Here is a 20,474-nt window from a genome sequence, read left to right as displayed (position 1 = left end):
AGGCAACGTTATTTTACTTCATTTAATAATAAAAAAGGTGACGCACATCATATGAATATTAGACTTATTTAATTTTATTAATAAAGAGGTAATAAACCATAAACTAAAGTGAATGATTAAATTACCCTATGAGAGCTTACATTGTGCTTAATCAGCTCTTAATTTTTTAATAATTAGCTTGAATTTTTTTATCGGCTTGTAAGGTCTTTGTAAGTCTTAACGAATACTTGGAAATACAATGAACTTAAAACACACAAACAACGCACTTTCTTTTTTACTCTCATTGAGCTTTCTACTGCTTGGCTTATCGTTTGCGTTAGGTGCAAATCCTAATACGTTAACGGCTACATTTAGCTTTTATGAGCTTGATGCGTTAATAGGTGTAAATACATTAGGCTTATTGGCGGGCTCAACTATGCTTGCACTAGTGGCAACAACCTTAGCTGCGCATTTTAAATTAATAAAGCCTACAGCGGCACTCGTGTTAGCTATTGTAATTAGCATCGTCCCGTTACTAACATTATTTGCCAGCAACCGTTGGATGGCGCAACTTGGCGGCTTTCCAATCATTGGTAGCGGGCAGGGCATAATTAAATACTTTGCTGTAGTGCCTTTATATTTGTTTTTATTTTATAAAGACAAACTTACCGACAAACAACATGTACTTTTAAACTTTATACCGGTTGCTATGGTTTTACTGTGGATTGGCGGCATGAAGTTTTATGAGTTTGAAGCAAAAGGCATTGTAAGTTTAGTAGAAACTTCACCGTTTATGTCGTGGTTATACACGGTATTTAGCGTACAAGGCGCATCTAACGTGATTGGCGGGTTTGATGTATTATTTGCTGTGTTATTAGGCTTAGGGCTATTTTTAAATAATAAAAAGCTAATTATTGTAAGTGGCTTAGCGTGTTTAAGCGTGTTTATGATGACCCAAACGTTCTTAATTACCGCAACCGGTGCATTTAGCTCAAGCACTTTATTAGAACGCTTAGGGCAGTTTGTAATTAAAGATTTATGGTATGTAGGCAACCTTGTTGTTATCGCTTTTTTAATGATTTTTAAACCGACTAAATAAAGAGAACTTTATGATCAGTTGCCACCAATACGACTACATCGAAATTGCCTGTATGCATCGTTTAAGCATTGAGCTTATATTAAAAAATGGCGATGGTGTATGTGGCGTAGCAACTGACACAAAACGCAATGCTAATAGAGACGAATGCATAGTTGTTAACGTAAATAACGAACTGCAACTCATTGTTCTCACTACGATCAGTGTACTTAAAGCGCGTGAGAAAAATCCATATTTTGACCACGTGAACTTTGATGTAAAGTAAATACCTCATTCATTCGTTTTTATCATAAACATCTCAGCGAGCCTGTATCAATCGGCTCGCAACACTTTTCTATGCGGAAGTTGAGGCTTACTCACATAGACAGTACGTTTTAGGCCAAAACTTGCTTCAACGTGTCTTTCTAAAGCCACAGTCAGGCATATATTTGTTTAATTAACTTGCCTCAAGTTATGATATTATTAAAAACTATCAATGAATATAATACCTTAAATTTAAAGTGGATTAGATACAGTTATGGCTGATGAAAAAGTTACATCTCTTGATTCTTTTAATAACTCAATAGATTTGGATGAACAGAATTCCATAGATCTCGAGGATGAAGACTTAGGTGAATCTGAAGAGGTATTTGATCAGACAGAGCCATTTGACCCAAAGAAAGTTGATGTATCTATATCTAATCCTAATTTAGGCGCAATCATTGAGAGGCTTAAATACGACGAAATAGATTTGATGCCTGACTTTCAACGATCACCTGATTTGTGGAGTAAGCAAGCTCAAAGCCGTTTAATTGAGTCTATTTTAATTCGACTACCGATCCCTGCTTTTTATTTTGATGCCTTAAATGAAGACCGTTGGCAAGTTGTTGATGGTTTACAGAGGTTATCTGCGATAGTTAACTTTGTAAAAACTAAAAAATTAGCCTTAACTAATTTAGAATTCCTCAATGAGTATGAAGGTTTTTATTATGACGATTTACCACGATCTTTAAAAAGAAGAATTGATGAATTTCAAACATCGGTTTATCTAATAAAACCAGGGACTCCATTAGTGATGAAATATTCGCTATTTAATCGAATTAACACAGGCGGGTTAAAGTTAAATCATCAAGAAATTAGACATGCTATGAGCCAATCAGTTAAGAAGGGTATTGCTTCTAAATTTTTAACTGAAATTGTTCAAGAAAATTCATTTAAAAACGTCATAGGTAACAAAAGTAAGAGGATGTCTCATCAAGAGCTGGTGCTGAGGCACATGGCTTTTAGAATGTTTGATATCTCCACGTATAAATCTTCACTCCCCAAATTTTTAGATTCAGCCATGATCAAGTTAGGTGAGCTGAGTGAAACTGAAATAATAAGGTTAAAGTCTAGCTTTTTAGATTCAATGGAAGATGCATATGACTTATTTGGTCGAGATGCGTTCAGAAGAACATTCGCAGAATCATATCAAAATCGAGTCGTTAATAAACCATTATTTGAAACAGTATCCGTGAATTTAGCGACTCTTAATTTTGAAGAGAGAGCTATTCTCAAATCAAATAGTATGCAATTTAAGCAAGAGTTTAAAAGCTTGTTACTTGAGCCTCAATTCTTAACAGCAATTACAATTTCAACAGCTAATACTGATAATGTTCAATCTCGATTTGAAGGTATGAGAAACATTATCGAAAAGTATTCAAAGAGGATTTTTTAATGTTAGAACGTCTAAGCTTATGTAACTTCAAATCAATAAAAGAAGCTACTTTTGATTTAGAAAATCTTACCTTGTTTACAGGTTTAAATGGTATGGGGAAATCTTCGGCTCTTCAATCATTATTGCTACTTCGCCAGTCGTTTGAAAAACATATTTTCCCCAGTACAGGTTTGTCCTTAGCCGGTGATTACGCAAGTATTGGTAATGGAAAGGATTTGCTTTTTAGTGATGGTGAGGATGAGTTTGTAGATATTGAATTATACTGGTCTAATAATTCAACTCTTAAATCCAGATTTTTATATTTTGAAAATTCTGATATGCAGCCATTGGATGAAAAAAATAGCTTGTTAAGTCCTAATGTTTTCGAACAGGCGTTATTTACTTCATCATTTCAGTATTTATCTGCAGAAAGAATTAGTCCTAAAAGCATTTATTCTGTTTCTGAGTATGCTGTTAATAAGAAACGTTCGCTTGGAAAAACCGGTGAATATACTGCGCATTTCTTAGCTGAACATGGCGATGAGAAAGTCTCAATTAACGCTTTAATGCATCAGAACTCTATTTCCGATAATTTAATTGGCAGTTTGAATGCATGGATGTCTGAGATTACACCCGGTACTAAAGTTATCGCAAAATTAATACCTGAGATTAATCAAGCTAGCTTACACTATCAATTTGAAACAGACACCGAATTAACCTCTCAATTTTCACCCCAAAACACTGGATTTGGTTTAACTTATGTTTTACCTGTAGTGACAGCTATTTTAAGCTCAAAGCCTGGTGATATGTTATTAATAGAGAATCCTGAATCTCATTTACACCCATCAGGGCAGTCGACAATTGCAAAGTTAATTGCTTTAGCGTCTCAAAATGGAGTGCAGGTGCTGGTTGAAACTCATAGCGACCACTTTTTAAATGGTATCAGGACATCGGTCAAAAATAATTGTATTGAATCAGATAATGTGTGTATTTATTATCTTTACCGTGATGAGAATAGTTCTGAGCATAGTGCTAGAGTCGAAGAAATTAGAGTAGAGCCATCAGGTAGGATTAGTCATTGGCCACCAGGTTTCTTTGACGAATGGGATAAAAGCCTAAACTCTTTAATTATTGGTAATTAATAAAACGTGAATAGTCTTATTTTTAATGATGCCTCATTACCATTTTTAAGTAATGAAGATTGCTTAAATAACATCGATACTTTTTTTGAAATCATATTCTATATTAATGAGAAAAATGTAAATTTCAATAAAGTAGATGAAAAACTGGGTGGATGGAACTCTTATATTTATGCAGAAGGATTTGAATTTGGTAAGTGGCTAAATCAAATAGGTGATATTGAAAGCAGTAGACTAATTAAAAGTGTTGTTGCTAATGTACCGTGTCCTCTTATTGTTAATAATAACCCAATTGAAGATATTATATTTTCGCTTAAAAGTGATCAAGATATTGAAGTGACTGCACTGGGAGTTGCTTCTATCTTAAATTCTTACTGTGTTAGTTTTGCATCAAGTATACATTGGAAATCAAATTCAATTGATGTTTTAAAACATTGGGACGATGATGGCGAAATAAAAATTGAGAGTACAACCGTTGATAACATATTCTCTCTTGAGCAAATCGATATTTTTTTACATAAAATCATAGAAACTAAAAAATCGAATAAGGATTATCTCAAAACATTAGACATCAAGGATAATAAAGAGTACCCAAATATTATTTTTTGTACGTCAGCATTAAAAAATTTAACAGCTATTTCAATCACCACAATTGATTTTAAAAATATTATATATGCTCTGGATCAACTCGATCTTGCTATAAAGCAATCTAATTGCCTTGAAGATTTAATTGAAAATTCAGAATTGAATATGTCATTTGAAAGTGTAGAAACAATGAAATGTGCAAAACATGCCCGAAAGAGGTGGTTTAAACATCCTTTCTTAGGTGAATCACTTTTTGAATTACACGTTAAAAACTTTCAAAATGGAAAGAGAATGCATATATTGGCGGACTATCATTCAAAAACAGTATCAATTGGTTATTTCGGTCTTCATTTATCAACAGTTAAATATTGAATCGTATTTTTATATGTACTAAAAACTCAATTACCCTTCGAATAAGTCACTCAGACACCAGGAAGTTAGGATGAAGTTAGGATGACACCCATTCAAAACTTTACGTTAATTATCAATGATATAAGTAATTTAGGTTACATCCATGAAAGTGCGTCACGCAAAGGTCTGAGCTATATTGACAAGATGAAAGTAGTAATTGGTAGCCCGATAGACGACAACAATTTTTATTAAAAAATGGTAAATAACTCGGCTTCATTGAGCCTGCTTTCCTTTAAATAAAAAGCGGAATATTACGGTGAATAAAGGGATGAATAAATTGATCTTACGAGGTCAAATGAAAGTGAATACGCAATGGCAACTGTATTGCCTTGTTCATAATATAGAAAAGCTGCAAAACACGATGCATTAAGAAAGGAAAGCCCTTTTATCCTAAATAAAAGCCACTCAAGCACCCGTAATACCTTCCAAAGCGCCAACTAAAACAACAGCTAACTCTTTTTTATATTCAACGTAAAATACAGTAAAAGATTGAACCAAAATAGGAACTTAGCTATGGTTTATTTATTAATAAAAACAAATAAAAAGCGAGTTAATCTACAGGTTCATTATTTTTCGAACATCGAGGATATTTATGGAAATTGAATATATTTGGGGTGTTTTAGCGGTTATTGCAGTTTTATTTATATTAATATTTGGTAACTCAATACCTAAGCATGGCAGCGTAACTGAAGATGATATTATTTTTGCTTTAAAATCAGGTCACAAAGTTAGAGCAATAAAATATTATAGATCTGTTCATGGTGTAAGTTTGAAAGAAGCTAAAAATGCCATAGAAAAATTAACTTCAAAAAAATAAAACATGCCCTGAATTGAGGGCCAAGTAAAATTTAGCCATTAATTGCAAATTTTTAAAAGTAGTGAGCCTCTTTACTTCCACCACCTAAATACAACCCTTATCCATTTGTAGTGGTCAATAAAATTTGGCCACAGTTTTAGAATCTTTGTATCTAACCTCAGATTCATTTGGCGCTAAACCAGCATTATAATGATGCGGCCTAACGTTGTTGTAATATCCGTTGATATAATCACTAACGCTATATTTAGCATCTATAAAATTTCCATATCCAACCTTTGGCATCCATTCCGTTTTAAAGCTTCTAAAAAATCGCTCCATTGGCGCATTATCCCAACAATTTCCACGCCTACTCATACTTTGTGTGATTTTATAGCGCCATAAACGTTGACGATATTTTAAACTTGTATAATGACTACCCTGGTCTGAATGAAACATCAGTCCTGTCGGTTTTCCTCTGCTTTCATACGCGAGTTCAAGCGCTTTTAGCGTTAAATTAGTATCTGGTGACAACGACATGGCCCAGCCAACCACTTTACGTGCAAATAAATCAATAACAACGGCTAAATAAGCCCAACGATTACCTACCCAAATATATGTCACATCACCACACCACACTGTATCTGGCTCAACAACATCAAATTGTCTATCAAGCAGGTTTGGAATTTCAAGGTGTTCATTACCGCCGCGTTTATATGAATGTTGAGGTACTTGGCAGCTTTCAAGCTTTAATTTAACCATTAGCTTAGCAGCACGATAACGACTCAATTCAAAATCATTGTTCGTTGCTATTGCCGCGATTGTCCGCGCCCCAGCTGAGCCACCGCTCATTGCATGTATTGCTTTAACTTCAGCCTCTAGCCTTACTTGCTCTGGCGTCGGCGTTGTATCCCGTATAGCCCAATATTTATAGCTGCTACGATGCACATTGAATACGTTACACAGCACGCTAATTGGGTAACGCTCTCGTTGATTTAGTTTCTCAATTAACGAGAATTGTTCAGGGAGTCGGACATCAAGAGAGCGGTAGCCTTTTTTAATATATCCATTTCTAATTCAATGCGTTGGATTTGCTTTTTAAGTTCGCGGATTTCAATTTGTTCGGGCGTCATTGGCGAAGCAGATGGTGTCTGGCCACTCCGCTCTTGCTTTAATTGAGTAACCCACTTACTGACGGTTGATTTACCCACTCCCATCGCTTTGGCTGCTTCTTCTTGAGTATAACTTTGGTCAACGACAAGTTGAGCCGTTTCTAATTTTATTGCTGCAGAATACGTTGCGCGTTTTAATTTCGTCATTTTTTCACCCAAATTTGTATGCTTATTAGCATAACATTTCTTTCTTAATGGGTGGCCAAAATCACTGTACCACTACACTTTGAATACCAGCGATCTAATAATAAATTGCGCTATCCCCACTTATTTTTACTTCAGCGACATCACCAAACGCGCCGCCCTAAAAACAAATTAACTAAGAGTCAAATAACAATACCTTAGTAAACGCTAGTTCATATTACGTCACGTAATATCCATGCAGAACTTTAAGTTAAACATACGTTCGTGCAGCGTTCCCATTTTTATTAGACTCAATTTATTGGACATTCTTTTTATGAAATTAAAGTTATTTATCGCAATTATTTTTAGCACTTCGATGTCGTCTTACGCGACAGATGCATTAGATAAAACGGAGTTTTCATTCGAAGACTTAAAATCACTTGCAAAAGCCTCGGCCGAAAAACCCTATACGCCAACTAAGGTGCCAGCGCCGGAGTTAATCGATAAAATTACGTATGACGAACACTGGAAAATACGCTTTAAAGAAGATGAAACCTTATACCCAAGTGGAAAAAACGCACCTGTACAATTATTTTACCCTGGGCGATATTTTCCTGAGCCAGTAAGTATTTACATCAGAGACGATGAAAATCAGGTGCAAAACGTACCTTTTAGTAATGATGTTTTTGATATGCCTGATGACAGCCCAGCTCACGATCTCCCAGAAGGGTTTGGATTTGCAGGCTTTAGAATAATGCGCCCAGATATGAAACCAGATTGGATATCTTTTTTAGGCGCGTCTTATTTTCGTACCGACGGCCCAGAGGGGCAATATGGACTCTCGGCTCGAGGTATCGCGATTAATACGGGCATGAATCAGCCAGAAGAATTTCCGCGCTTTTCTGCTTTTTGGATTGGCCCCGCAGAGAAAAAAGGTGAAAGTGTGTCTGTTTGGGCATTGCTTGAAGGGCCTTCTATCACTGGTGCTTATCGATTTGGTTTAAGCAAAGATAACAAAGAAGCCAAAGGCCATATTACCTCTGTAACGGCTAATTTGTATATGCGCGCCGATGTTGAACGCTTAGGCGTAGCACCATTAACCAGTATGTATTGGTATTCACAAAAAGATAAAACAGAAGCTAAAGATTGGCGCCCAGAAATTCACGACAGCGATGGCCTGGCGATTCATACAGGTTCAGAGCAATACATTTGGCGACCGTTAAATAACCCTCAGTCGGTATCGACCAATAGCTTTATTGATGAGAACCCTAAAGGCTTTGGCTTAATTCAAAGGGATCGTGATTTTGATAACTACCAAGACGATGGCGTATTTTACAATAAGCGTTCATCAGCGTGGATAAAACCTAAAGGGAAATGGGGTAAAGGGGCTGTTCAGTTAATCGAGATCCCTACAAAAGATGAAACGTTCGACAATATTGTTGCCTATTGGGTGCCTGAAAAAGAGGCGCGCAAAGGTGATGAGTTTACCTTTTCTTATGATATTGAATGGCGTCCACTCGATCCAAAATCAAAAACGCTTGCAAGCGTTGTAAATACTCGCCAAGGCTTAGGCGGGATTCCCGGCCAGCCAATTCCTAAAGGTGTTAACAAAATGGTGATTGATTTTGAAGGCCCAGTATTTAATGGCTTAGATAACGAAAGTGGTATAAAGCCGATTGTTGAAGCCAGTAATGGTGAAATACTAGAGCCTATTGGAGTTTATCCGGTAGTTGGTACAAACCAATGGCGATTAGCGTTTGACTATAAACAGACTAATAACGACCCAGTAAGCATACGCGCGTATTTAGTTGATAAAAATGATGACGCGATAACTGAGACATGGGTAAGTGATGCAACGGTAACGATCGAATAAGACTTTAAAGTAACTGTTTAGCATATTGTTCTTAAATGAACTCAGGCGCTTTTTATCCTTGTTCTTTTTAATGCTTGGCTTTATGTATGCTTTAATTAAATTTATAATTAAAGCATACAAATTACGTGCATAAAAAGTAGTGGAACTTAATATGACATTTTTAAAAAATGTAAAGCAACAAGCGGCGACTAAAATGCCTTCTGAATTAGAGCGTTTATGGCAGCGAATTGAAAAACATACTAAGCGTAACGCAAACTTTGATATTAAAAAGCAGATCCTGTTTTCTCAATTTCAAGAAAAAGTAGAGCACCATGAGCAACGTCAAGCTCAAATGATTGCAGAACAAATCATTCATTTTAGTAAGTTTATCCAACGTAAAAGTTTAACTATTGAACAGCGTAATGAACTTGTGGATTGGATAAATGAAGATTTAGATTATTTGTCAGAACATCCATTCATTGGCGAGTTGAATGTTGAGGAAGTGTCTCAAGTTTTTCAATCTTACCTAAATAAGTATAACCAAGATACGGTTAGTACAATCCCTTCTTCAGAGTTAAACATATTACGTAATATGTTACAGCAAGATTTCCCCGGTTTAGAATTAACAGATGACGAACTGAGAGAAATAACAGCTGATCCTTCATTGCTTTATAAGCACCTTGACGAGCAAGGTTTTGGTGAGGAAAAAGATGATGAAGCGTTTAGTGCAGATAATATGGACTATGAACAAGATGAAGATTGGGATGACTTTTTTGACCAACACGAACAATTTGATCGCGATGAAATTAAACAGCAAAAAAACAACTCAAAATTAGAAAAGTTATTTAAAGGCTCGCAGCTAAACAAAATGTATAAACGTTTAGCATCTAAGTTGCATCCAGATAAAGAATCTGATCTTGCAAAAAAAGCAGAAAAACACGAACTAATGCAACAGTTAGTACAAGCTCGAAAAGAGAAAGACGGTTTTACTTTATTACAGCTTTACATAAGCCATTTTGACGATGATGTCGATTTTGATGAAGAAACCAAAGCAAACTTAATACCGTTACTGAAAAATAAAATAATCGAGCTAAATGAGCAGCATCGCCAACAAAAAGAAAGTAATGACCAATATACAATTGTGTGGCGTAAGTTTAATGGTCGTAGTAAAGCGCAAATTAAAGATAATTTTGTAAACCATTTAGCGGCGCTAAATAATGAATGTGATGAAATTGCTAAACGTTTAGAGTATTGCACTACGGTTAAATCACTTAAAGATGAGCTTAACAACCGCATTATGAATAAACGTCATATGCCCATGTCTTTAGAGGCGGCTCTCGAAAACATGTTCAATTTTTGATAAATTAACAGTGACGTCAGCCTAAGTTTTTTCATTAAGTTAGAATGGCTGGCCTGTTTAGCTGTAATTGTGTGCTGCGTAGTATGTTATGTAGTGTGAACGATTAGGCCAATTAGGCCGATTAGGCCGATTACGCCAGTTAGATAAAATAGACTTGCTTAAAATGTTGGATTTAGGTTAAATAGGTACAGGGTTAACACATTGGCAACGTTGAGCGTATTTTCCTCTAGATACACAATTTATTAAGGATGAATAATTGAATTATAAAAACTGGCTTCAAAAAAATTTTTCTCAATTAGATAAAGCCCCGCAAGAAACGATTAACTCACCCATCAGTAAAGCACAATCGGAGATTGAACTTTTTAGAGAGTTTTTAAAAGTACTAGGTAGTTTACTTTTTATTATCCCCTTTAACTTATATCTTTATGTTTCTGGTATTGCGTTATATAAAAGTCCTATTTATTGGTTTTTAGTGATTGCCTCATTTGCAGTTGGTGGTTTTATAGGGCTTTATTGTGAGCAAACGTTAGTTAAAAGACGTCTTAAAAAAATAATACATTTAAAGGAAATCTAAATGACTAATGACGAAGTTATTTCAACGCTGCGCAGTGCAAAAGTTAAAGTTATTCTTTATGTTTCGGGTTTATTTATACTTATGGCTTTCGTTGATTTTTATTTGGTTAGCACCTCAGTAAAAACAACACAAAGTATGCTATCAAACTCACCATTCTCTATTGTTATTTTTGTATGTTTGCAATTAGCGATAATGCTTACTTTTACATACTTAGAGAAAATTCTCGTTGGTATAAATAAAATAAATGATAGTGCCGATATATCAGGTTGAGATAGCACTGTATAACAGAATAAATAAAGTCAATTTTTTGAGTTTTACATAACGAACTTTAGTCAATTATATAGATATTTTTAATATGGAGATCTGATGAGAAAATCAATTGAATTTACCGTTAAGTCAATCAAAGTTAAAATAATTAATTCTTGGTTTAGTGGTACTAAATTATATGTGAATGGTGACTTACGAGATACTGACAAAACGTTGTTAGCTTTTAGGAATAATACTTTACTATCTGCAAATTTAGGTGAGTTGGGTGTTCTTGAAATTAAGCCATTATCGGGTCTAATTACGACTGAAATGGACGCATATTTAGTTAACGATACGAATATTCAACATGTATATAGCTCACATAAACGCCTTAGCCTAAAAGAGCAAAGGGTAGCTCGATAAAGCTACTTTAAATAACGTATATTCCTTCGTTTTCCTGTATTTACCTGCGTTCAGTAATAACCTCCCAATGACTTTAGGAGGTTTAAGCCCCTAGCATACAAAGTTAATATATTTGGTTTTACTCTATTAATTCAAAACTATTCAAACTCTTTTACATAAAGTAAAAGCGCGCTGTACATTACGCTCAGTGCTTTTTTCACATCCTCATTAATAACCGCTTCTGCAGGGTGATGGCTTATACCGCCAGGGCTGCGTATAAACAGCATGCCAACAGGGCAAATAGGCGCGATTGCCATTGCATCATGCCCGGCGCCTGAAGCAAGAGAAGGTGAGGCTTGGTTATTAAGTTTACATGCGCAGGTAAATAAATGCTGAATAGTGGTGTCGCACGCAACGGCATCGGCTGCGTGAGTCCATTGCCAATCAAGTGTTAAATTGCGTTTGCTTGCTATAGATTGAGCGCAGCTTTGTATGTCGCTTAGTAAATTAGTAAGGTCGGTGTCGCTCTGTGCGCGTGCATCTAGGCTTATGGTCGTTTTGCCTGCAATCACGTTTGTAGCACCGGGGCGAGATTGTATTTGCCCTACGGTGGCAACTTCGCCATTTTTAGCATTGTTTGCTAGTTGTTCAATTTCGGTTACTAATTCGGCGCAGCCTGCTAACGAATCCTGACGTAAGTTCATTGGTGTTGTACCTGCATGACCGCTTTGACCTGTTAAGGTAAGCATGGCGCGCTTTGCTCCTGCAATAGCCGTTACAACGCCTAACGCCTGATTAACCGATTCGAGCACCGGACCTTGCTCTATATGAGTTTCCCAGTAAGCTAGTAATTCATTTTTATTAAGTGCAGCTTTTGCGTAGTCGTTGGGGTTTAAGCCAAAGTCGAGCATGGCTTGGCGCATAGTTATATCGCTTGTATCTTGTATATTTAGCCACTGCGGGTCAAACTCGTTAGCAAGTGCTTTTGAGCCAATTAAAGTGGTGGCAAAGCGGGTGCCTTCTTCATCGCAAAAGCCGACTACATCTAAATGAAAGGGTAAATCAAGCTTAAGCGTATGTGCAAGGGCGGCTATTTCAATACCCAGTAACACACCCAAAATACCATCAAACGCACCGGCGTTTGGTACTGTGTCGAGGTGCGAGCCTATAATTAAACGTTTAGCATGGGGGTTTGATGATTTAAGTCGCCCCCAAAGGTTGCCCACTTCGTCTTGCCACGATTGCATGCCAGCCTCAACCATCCACGATGCAGTAACGGCGTTACACTCTTTGTGCTCTTTTGATAAGTACACGCGGTGAATGCCGCCTTGCATTTGCGATAGCGCGCTGAGGGTTTTACAGCGAGATAAAGCGCGTGTTGCGTATTCATCAGCAAGTTCTTTATCTAATAAAAGGCTGTGTTGTGGGCTTACAATCGTCATGCTAAATCCTTTTTTTATTTATAGTGAGTAAGGGCGGCAATGGCGGCTTCGCCTTTAGGGCCTTTATAACCGTTGGCATGCAAACAAGCGTCTAAACTTGCAAGTGTTTGTAGTACGGTATCTTTTCGGGCGTTGTAGCCCATAGTGCCAATACGCCAAATTTTGCCATGAAGTGGTCCAAACGAGGTGCCAATTTCTATTCCAAAATCGGTTAGCATTTGTCCGCGCACGTGATCGGCATTAATGCCCTCGGGTATATAAACACCCAGTACGTTGTTCATTTTATGTGTTAAATCACCAAATACATTTAAGCCGAGCGCTTGAATGCCTGTTAGCATGGCATCGCCATGTAATTTGTGGCGCGCTACGCAGTTATCTACGCCTTCTTCAATTACTATGCGGGCGCATTCTGAGGCGCAATACAGCATGCTGGTGGCTTCGGTATGATGATTTAGGCGCTCCTCGCCCCAGTAATTCATTATCATGCCTAAATCAAAGTAGTTTGAGCGTACAAATGGCTCTGTGCCGTCGGTATGATCGGCTGTGCGAATACCAGCTTCTACCTTTTTACGTTTTTGGATCCACTCGGCGCATTTGTCGCTTAGTGTTAATGGCGCTGATCCAGAAGGACCGCCTAAACACTTTTGTAGGCCAACAGAAAGTGCATCGAGTTTCCACTCATCGGCAGGAAGTTCGTTACCCACAATAGATGCGGTGGCATCGCAATAAAATAGTACATCGTGCTTTTGGCAAATATCGCCAATATGCTCAAGAGGTTGGTTCATGGTGGTGGATGTATCGCCCTGTACCATAGCAAGCACATGGGGTTTTACATCAACAATGGCTTTTTCGATCTGTTCTGGCGTAAACACTTCGCCCCACGGTACGTCTATTGTGTGCACCTTTGCGCCAACGCGTTCTGCTATTTCAGCAAGTAGGTGGCCAAAGCGCCCCATAATTGGCACTAGTACTTTATCGCCTGGGCGTAAAATTGAGCATAATACGGCTTCAATACCTGCGCGCGATGTGCCATCTATTAGCATGGTCCATTCGTTTTTAGTTTTAAAAATTTCGCGGTAACGTGCCATGGTTTCGTTCATAAAATCGGTCATTACTGGGTCGTATTGACCTATAAGCTGCGCCGACATAGCACGTAAAACACGAGGATCTGCATTAATAGGGCCTGGTCCCATTAATAAACGCTGTGGTGGGTTTAAGGTTTGAACTTGCGTGTTATTAAACATATTTTAGGCTCCCAGAGTCTGAATGAGCATGCGAATGCCGGTTATCATTAAGACAACGGCAAAAGCGCGTTTTAGTTGTTTTTGATCCAGCTTGCTACCAATTTTTACGCCAATAGGCGCAAATAAAATAGTCAGCGGAATAATAAGAAAAAAGGCAGGGAGGTTAACTAACCCCCACGTACCTAGGGGAGCATCGGTTGGCGTTGTGCCAATACTTAATAAGGTAATAACACCTGGTAGCGCAATCAATAAACCAAAAACGGCCGCAGTTCCTACTGCAACATGGGCGCGTACATTAAATGCGTTTAGCATAGGTACGCCAATAGTACCGCCGCCTATGCCAATCATTACCGACAAACCACCTACAATACTTGCCATAACGCCTTGACCAAATTTACCTGGCAGTTGTTTTACAAGCGCGGGTGCGCCGGCTCTAAATAACATGTTTAAACTGACTAAAATAGCAATGCAGGCAAACATGAGCACTAATGCGTTACCGCGAACGGTATGAGCAATAATACTACCGACTACCGCCATAACTAATATAAACGGTGCCCAGTATTTTATTAGCGCAAGGTCAATATTTCCTTTGCTATGATGCGAGCGAATAGATGAAAGCGAAGTAGGTACTATGGTTGCAAGTGATGTGGCGGTGGCTATCATCATTGCCGACTCTGGGCTTACGCCAAAACCTTGCAGTAAAAAATACAGCACAGGTACGATAACAATACCGCCGCCTACACCAAAAAGTCCTGCTAAAATTCCGGCAAAAATACCGGTTGCTATTAAGGCCGCTACTATTGGCCATTGGTTTATTATTTCTGACATTGTGTTCCTGCTGTAGTTACTGTTGCACGTCCATCTGAACGAGGATCTGTTGCAGCTTCAAGGCTTGTAGGTGTATCTAAAATAGCCCCAGCGTGCCCCATCATTTCGCTATTATTATCAACGCTTACCCAATCGTGGTCACGTTGATTTAATTCATGTTCTATATGAGACGCTAAACTTTCTTCAATTTTTAAATTTGTACTTGTATCGCCCCATGTGCGTCCAAGTAACCAACGAGGGTCGCTAATTGCTTGTTTTATTGATTTATTTCGCCATGCGTAGCCTGCAAAAACAGCGGCTTGGGTTTGTGGTTGCCCTTCACCGCCCATTGTTCCGTAAGCAAGTCGACGACCATCGCTAAACTTTGCCATTGCTGGGTTAAGTGTATGAGCCGGCTTTTTATTTGGCGCAAGGGCGTTAATATTGTTACTCGCATCAATATCTTCATTGTTTAAACTAAAGCTTAAACCTCGGTTATTCCACACAAAGCCGCCTTCGCTCATTAGTATTCCGCTGCCAAATTCCCAGTAAATACTTTGAATAAAGCTTACTAATTGCCCGTTTTTATCTTTTGCAGCCATCCATACTGTATCGCCAGGCTCTGCGTTAAATGACCATTGTTTGGCTTTACTCATATCAATATTGTTAGCAAGTTGGCTTAAGCGATCATCAGTTAGTGCTTTTTTATAATCATCCCCTAACACATTAGGATCAGCCCAAAGGGTAGGGCGATGCGTAAAGCTTTGTTTAGTTGCCTCAACAATTAAGTGCGTCCAGTCGGCATCGGTTTTAGCTAAATGCTTTAACTTATTTACGGCACCAATTATTTGTAGTGAATGCACGCCCTGTGTTGGCGCGGGTAAGTTGTAGCAATTAATACCACTGAGGTTTGCATTTAGCGCAGTAACTACCTCAGCTTTTGTATTTGCAATGTCACCTGCGGTAATTGAGCTGCCTGCTTTTGCTAAGTCGGCGGCAAATGAGTTAGCAAGTGCGCCTTCATAAAATGCGTTTAAACCCTGTTTTGCTAAGTATTCAAACGTTGCAGCAAGTTTAGGGTTTTTAAAATGTTGACCTGCTTGTAAGGGCTTGCCATTGGGTATGTAGAGGTTTTTAAACGCGTTATTAGTATTGTTAGCAGCGGCTAGCTTTTCGCAGCCTGCTTGCAAGCTTTTTGTTACGGTAAAACCCTCGCGAGCAAGCTCAATAGCGGGCGCTAAAATGTTTAACAGTGGTAGTGCTGCGTGCTCATCTAGTTCAAGCGCCTTTTGCCAACCGCGAATTGTACCCGCTTGAGTTAGTGCGCTTAATCCGCCGCGCTCTGGTATTTGCGTGAGCGGGTTATACGCCGTTGTATTAGTTGCTGCGCGGCCGCAGGCATCAATAGCAGTGGGCGTTTTTTGGTTTGGGTTATCGATAAGCCAAAAGCTGTCGCCACCAATTGAGTTCATATGTGGATACACAACGCTAATCGCAGCGGCAGCCGCTACCATAGCCTCGGTAGCTGTACCGCCTTGTTTTAGTATATTTATACCCGCCTCTGTTGCCGAAAAATGAGACGCGGTAAATGCAATATTGTGTGTGGTCATGCCGGTGTGTCCTGTTTAAAGTGTTCAGCTAGGTGCTTAACGCAAGCAAGTAGGCTTTTATCGTTACCGTGGGTCATCATTAATGAAAAACCATAAGGATGATCATTTGCTAAATCAGCCAGCGGTAAATGCACTTGCGCTGAGCCACTAAGTCCTGCAATTGCCGAAAGCGTAATAATTTGCATACGTAAGGCGCTTGTGTCGGCGCCTAATTTAGGTGCAGTTGTAGGGGTGGTGGGTAAAAATAAGCAGCTGTGCTTGTTTAAGTTTTTAGCGACGATTACTTGCCATTCGTGCTGTATTTTTAACGCCTCTTGTTCTTCTTGCTTGGTTAAAGCCAGTGCCATTTTAAAACGAGCCGCAATTGCTGGCGCAAAATGAGAAAGCTGATCTGGGAGTTCTAGCCAGTCTCGGTGCGTTTTAGCAATCGCACGACCTTGTAATATTCTAAAGGTATCGGCAAGCTCACTTAGCAGGCTGCTTTTGGGGAGCTTAAAATCGATATGATGATTAAAATAAGGTTTGGTTTTTTCTAAAAGCTTACCCAGTGGTGCTTGTAAAGAGGGGTCAACGAGTTCAAAGAGTGCTTCGCAAATAACCAGCGTATTTACTTTATTAATAGCTTGTTGTGGTAATAATACATCGCTAACGCTGCTTAATAGCTCAGCGCTTTGGGTAAGCCAACCTATGGTATCAAAAGGGGGAGCCAACGGTATTAGGCCGTCTTTTTCAATCACGTTATGGCTTGGCCTTATGCCATATAAACCACAATAGCTGGCGGGTATTCTAATTGAGCCGCCAGTGTCGGTACCTAAGCCAATATCGGCTAAGTTAGCAGCCACGGCTGCTGCCGAACCCATACTCGAACCACCGCAAGCATGCCCTTTTAATTTAGGATTTTGCGCAGCGCCATAATGTATATTATTACCCTCTAAGCTATAAGCCAGTTCGTCTGTGTGGGTAAAGCCTATAAAGTTACAACCAGCGGTCATGAGCTTATTAACCGAGCTTGCCGTATTTTGAGCCGGTTTAGCTGTTTTAAACCAATGTGGATTGCCAGCGCTGTTACGCTCGCCTTTTACTGCAAATACATCTTTTACGGCTAAGCGATTGTTTGCAAGTAGACCAGATTGATTTGTTTGCCACAGGGTAGGACCGTGATTGCAAAAGATACCTTTGTTATTTTTTTTATCACTCATTTGCAGCTCATTATTATAAAACTGACCAAGTACTTACTTATTAAGTTAAGAGTGATTAAAAAGCGGGCTGGTTATTATTATTTTAATACCAATTTTATTAAAAACATGATCATTCTATCGGATTAAATAGCGCACTTACTTCGTTAAAAATTATTCATAGAGAACAACTATATGTCATAATTTTTTCCTTGTTATTACGCTATTTTCTTCGCGTTATAATAGATCACTAATTTAATGCAATTGGTATAACTCCGCTTTTTAATCGGTAGTTTTGATTTTATCGTGCTTAGACTAAGCAAGAGGAATGCCATAAATTAAAAACCTGTCCAACTGGTCAGGTTTTGGTGGACTGTATGAGGTTTATAAATGTGGGCTATAAAAATAGTGAGATTAAAAATGAGTTAAAACAAACCAATTTGGTGCGAAGGTGCACCAAGTTGGTCTTTATTTATATGGTTGTGAGTGCTAAATAAGGGGCGTTTTACTGATGATTAAACCGTTAATATCGGCGTAAACCCAATCGTTAGGTTCTATGGTGGTGCTAAGCATGGTAATAGCTTGGTTTTTATCACCAAAGCCGCGCTTTAAGGTACTACGCGGTGTAGAGCCTAGCGCCATTACAGGTAAGTTCATCGTGGCGAGTATTTCTATATCTCGGCAACATCCATTTATTATTACGCCTTCCCAGCCATTATTTAGGGCACGTTCAGCCATAATATCGCCTATAAACGCAAAGCGTTTGCTCGCAAACCCGTTTATAACTAATACTTTACCTTCACCATTTTCATGCAATATATCGGCGGCAAAAGAGTTGTCTTCTGGGCAGGTAACGGTAACTACTTTGCCATAAAACGTGGTTTTTTTACCAAAGTGGTAAAGGCCGCTGTCTGCTACTTGTACGTTATCGCGATGATCGTCAAATAAATCGGGTGTAGTAAAGGATGTCATGGGTTAAGTCTCACTTTGCTCAGGTATTTTAAGACCAATACCTTTTAAAATTATGTGGGCAATTGATTGCGTAATCTGTGCCACATCGGTTTCGTCGTACTCTAATTTGTTCATTACGAGTAAAACCTCAGCCTGAAAGTCGGCGTAATATTGCGTGGTAGACCAAATAGTAAAGAGCAAATGGTAGGGGTCAACCTTATCCATTTTATCTGCGTCCATCCATGCTTGAAGTACATCAACCTTTTGTTTAACCCAAGGGCGGGTATTGGTTCTAAAGTAGTTTTGTAAATAGGGTGCACCGCGCAGTATTTCACTGGCAAATAAGCGAGATTGCATTGGCTGATTTACGGCCAGTATTACTTTGCTTTTAATATAGTTATAAAGCACGGTAGCTGGATCGTCGTTAATTGTGACGTTATCAAGCCCTAAGTTCCAATTAGCTATTATGCGGTCAATCACAGACTCGTACAGACCATCTTTACTTTTAAAGTAATACAAAATATTAGCTTTTGGCACCTGCGCTTCTTTAGCAACCATGCTCATACTTGCTCCGTCGTAACCTAATTGCGAAAACAATTGCTCGGCGGCATCTAAAATTAGTTTTTGGTTTTTCTCGCGTGTAACTTCTTTTTTATTTGGCTTTATTTGTGTGGTCATTATAGAGTTTGCGTGTTTAACGTATTGATTGATTGTAGCTTTACTGACCAAAAGGTCAATTACTAAAAAGGTGAATGTTAAAAACAGGCGAGAGGTTTAAGCTATTAACTTTAATTGTTTAATTAAATAATTACTGTTAGTTTAGTTTCAAATTTACGAGTAGTACTTTTGGGTTGGCAAATGGATTTTATAAGCAAAAATAAATATACACTATATGGAGTCGCTGCAATATTACTGTGGAGTTGCTTAGTTGCATTACTACGGGATATTTCTGAGTTGTTTAGCCCCATTGGTGGTGCTGCGGCTATGTATTCTGTCAGTGCGATATTTTTAATTTTGGTTATGGGAGTGCCCAAGTTTAGTGGTTTTTCGAAACGCTACTTGGTAGTAGGTACTTTATTATTTGTATCGTACGAAATTTGTTTGGCGCTTTCTATTGGTATGGCAAATAGTCGTCATCAGGCAATGGAAATGGCGGTTATTAATTATTTATGGCCCACGCTAACAATATTGCTCTCTATTATTATTGGGCGCAAAAAAGTAAGTTACTGGGTTTACCCAAGCATGATTATTGCTTTTTTAGGCGTTGCTTGGTGTATTACGGGCGATCAAGAAATGTCACTCGATACGCTTGTTACTAACTTTGCTGATAATCCTGCTACTTACCTAATGGCATTAGCTGCAGCGTTTATATGGGCTATTTATTGCGTAGTAACGCAAAAGCTGAGTAATGGTAAAAATGCCATTACGTTATTTTTTACTGTTACGGCAATTGGTTTGTGGGCGCAATATGGTTTTAGTAATGAAGCGCCATTAACGTTTTCACTCAGCTCAAGCATGACGTTATTATTAGCTGGTGTAGTCGTGGGGAGCGGTTATGCACTGTGGAATCAAGCTATTATTGGCGGTAACTTAATGCTGTTGGGCACGCTTTCGTACTTTACACCGGTGTTTTCTAGTATTATTTCGGCGTTGTATTTATCTATTACGCTGAGTGCTTCGTTTTGGCAAGGGGTTGTACTGGTAACAGTGGGCTCGCTAATTTGCTACTTTGTAACGCGAGAAAAGCCTAAACGCACAGTAAACTAATCTACTTTAGTTAACTCTTTTAAGGTGCTGATATTTAATGGTTTAATGGTTTAATGGTTTAATGGTTTTAT

General features: G+C 38.4%; 20 protein-coding genes. 12 read left to right on the top strand and 8 right to left on the bottom strand.

Translation table 11 applies throughout. The features are described from left to right. The first annotated feature begins 238 nt into the window (after positions 1 to 238). The 6 genes from GQR54_RS09725 (at position 239) to GQR54_RS09695 (ending at position 5,702) form a co-directional block, all read left to right on the top strand. The gene (locus tag GQR54_RS09725) at positions 239 to 1,078 is read left to right on the top strand and encodes a DUF417 family protein (RefSeq protein WP_166377461.1); all 840 of its coding nucleotides are present in this window, start codon (positions 239 to 241) and stop codon (positions 1,076 to 1,078) included. Between the two features lie 10 nt (positions 1,079 to 1,088). Continuing rightward, positions 1,089 to 1,340 carry a Rho-binding antiterminator gene (locus GQR54_RS09720; protein WP_166377460.1) on the top strand — a complete coding sequence of 84 codons (252 nt, stop codon included), beginning with the start codon at positions 1,089 to 1,091 and terminating at the stop codon, positions 1,338 to 1,340. Between the two features lie 252 nt (positions 1,341 to 1,592). Next, positions 1,593 to 2,771 carry a DUF262 domain-containing protein gene (locus GQR54_RS09715; protein WP_166377459.1) on the top strand — a complete coding sequence of 393 codons (1,179 nt, stop codon included), beginning with the start codon at positions 1,593 to 1,595 and terminating at the stop codon, positions 2,769 to 2,771. Continuing rightward, entirely contained in the window at positions 2,771 to 3,892 is a 1,122-nt protein-coding gene (locus GQR54_RS09710) for a DUF3696 domain-containing protein (protein WP_166377458.1), read from the top strand. The genes GQR54_RS09715 and GQR54_RS09710 overlap by 1 nt, the downstream gene beginning before the upstream one ends. Before the next feature lie 6 nt (positions 3,893 to 3,898). After that, positions 3,899 to 4,846, top strand: a complete 948-nt coding sequence (locus tag GQR54_RS09705) for a hypothetical protein (protein ID WP_166377457.1) — start codon at positions 3,899 to 3,901, stop codon at positions 4,844 to 4,846. Positions 4,847 to 5,477: 631 nt separating this feature from the next. Continuing rightward, entirely contained in the window at positions 5,478 to 5,702 is a 225-nt protein-coding gene (locus GQR54_RS09695; protein ID WP_166377456.1) for a hypothetical protein, read from the top strand. Positions 5,703 to 5,816: 114 nt separating this feature from the next. Here GQR54_RS09695 and GQR54_RS09690 read toward each other — a convergent pair. Further along, a protein-coding gene (locus GQR54_RS09690) for an IS3 family transposase (protein WP_166377455.1) occupies positions 5,817 to 6,997 on the bottom strand; the annotation gives its coding sequence in 2 pieces (ribosomal slippage) (positions 5,817 to 6,739 and positions 6,739 to 6,997; 1,182 coding nt in all). A gap of 310 nt (positions 6,998 to 7,307) precedes the next feature. Here GQR54_RS09690 and GQR54_RS09685 point away from each other — a divergent pair. The 5 genes from GQR54_RS09685 to GQR54_RS09665 all read left to right on the top strand — a co-directional run bounded on the left by GQR54_RS09685 (position 7,308) and on the right by GQR54_RS09665 (position 11,428). Further along, positions 7,308 to 8,846 carry a glucan biosynthesis protein gene (locus tag GQR54_RS09685; protein ID WP_166377454.1) on the top strand — a complete coding sequence of 513 codons (1,539 nt, stop codon included), beginning with the start codon at positions 7,308 to 7,310 and terminating at the stop codon, positions 8,844 to 8,846. A gap of 151 nt (positions 8,847 to 8,997) precedes the next feature. Then, on the top strand, positions 8,998 to 10,185 hold the full coding sequence (locus GQR54_RS09680; RefSeq protein ID WP_166377453.1) for a hypothetical protein: 1,188 nt from the start codon (positions 8,998 to 9,000) through the stop codon (positions 10,183 to 10,185). Positions 10,186 to 10,441: 256 nt separating this feature from the next. Further along, positions 10,442 to 10,759 carry a hypothetical protein gene (locus GQR54_RS09675; protein WP_166377452.1) on the top strand — a complete coding sequence of 106 codons (318 nt, stop codon included), beginning with the start codon at positions 10,442 to 10,444 and terminating at the stop codon, positions 10,757 to 10,759. Further along, on the top strand, positions 10,760 to 11,029 hold the full coding sequence (locus tag GQR54_RS09670; protein WP_166377451.1) for a hypothetical protein: 270 nt from the start codon (positions 10,760 to 10,762) through the stop codon (positions 11,027 to 11,029). Positions 11,030 to 11,125: 96 nt separating this feature from the next. Further along, the gene (locus tag GQR54_RS09665; protein ID WP_166377450.1) at positions 11,126 to 11,428 is read left to right on the top strand and encodes a hypothetical protein; all 303 of its coding nucleotides are present in this window, start codon (positions 11,126 to 11,128) and stop codon (positions 11,426 to 11,428) included. Positions 11,429 to 11,565: 137 nt separating this feature from the next. Here the strand turns inward: GQR54_RS09665 and GQR54_RS09660 are convergent, their stop codons facing one another. The 7 genes from GQR54_RS09660 to GQR54_RS09630 form a co-directional block, all read right to left on the bottom strand. Next, positions 11,566 to 12,849 (bottom strand): allantoate amidohydrolase, encoded by a 1,284-nt coding sequence (locus tag GQR54_RS09660; protein ID WP_166377449.1) that lies wholly within the window; start codon positions 12,847 to 12,849, stop codon positions 11,566 to 11,568. 14 nt (positions 12,850 to 12,863) lie between these two features. Continuing rightward, the gene (locus tag GQR54_RS09655) at positions 12,864 to 14,093 is read right to left on the bottom strand and encodes an alanine--glyoxylate aminotransferase family protein (protein ID WP_166377447.1); all 1,230 of its coding nucleotides are present in this window, start codon (positions 14,091 to 14,093) and stop codon (positions 12,864 to 12,866) included. 3 nt (positions 14,094 to 14,096) lie between these two features. After that, positions 14,097 to 14,921, bottom strand: a complete 825-nt coding sequence (locus tag GQR54_RS09650; RefSeq protein WP_024593246.1) for a sulfite exporter TauE/SafE family protein — start codon at positions 14,919 to 14,921, stop codon at positions 14,097 to 14,099. Next, complete coding sequence (locus tag GQR54_RS09645) at positions 14,909 to 16,510, bottom strand: gamma-glutamyltransferase (RefSeq protein WP_166377445.1); 1,602 nt, start codon at positions 16,508 to 16,510, stop codon at positions 14,909 to 14,911. Before GQR54_RS09645 ends, GQR54_RS09650 begins: the two co-directional genes overlap by 13 nt. Further along, entirely contained in the window at positions 16,507 to 17,709 is a 1,203-nt protein-coding gene (locus tag GQR54_RS09640; protein WP_166377443.1) for an amidase family protein, read from the bottom strand. Before GQR54_RS09640 ends, GQR54_RS09645 begins: the two co-directional genes overlap by 4 nt. A gap of 465 nt (positions 17,710 to 18,174) precedes the next feature. Next, positions 18,175 to 18,657, bottom strand: coding sequence for a putative 4-hydroxy-4-methyl-2-oxoglutarate aldolase (locus GQR54_RS09635; RefSeq protein ID WP_166377441.1), 483 nt, complete (start codon positions 18,655 to 18,657; stop codon positions 18,175 to 18,177). Between the two features lie 3 nt (positions 18,658 to 18,660). Next, a complete protein-coding gene (locus tag GQR54_RS09630; protein WP_004334664.1) occupies positions 18,661 to 19,314 on the bottom strand; it encodes a TetR/AcrR family transcriptional regulator in 654 nt (217 codons plus the stop codon). Between the two features lie 180 nt (positions 19,315 to 19,494). Between GQR54_RS09630 and yddG the strand changes: the two genes are divergently transcribed. Continuing rightward, positions 19,495 to 20,403: an aromatic amino acid DMT transporter YddG gene (gene yddG / locus GQR54_RS09625; RefSeq protein ID WP_166377439.1), complete on the top strand. Its 909-nt coding sequence runs from the start codon at positions 19,495 to 19,497 to the stop codon at positions 20,401 to 20,403. The last annotated feature ends 71 nt before the right edge of the window (positions 20,404 to 20,474 follow it).

Source organism: Pseudoalteromonas sp. Z9A4, from assembly GCF_011378845.1.
In the GTDB taxonomy this organism is placed as follows: Bacteria; Pseudomonadota; Gammaproteobacteria; order Enterobacterales; family Alteromonadaceae; genus Pseudoalteromonas; species Pseudoalteromonas arctica.
This window is presented reverse-complemented; position numbering and strand designations above follow the sequence as displayed.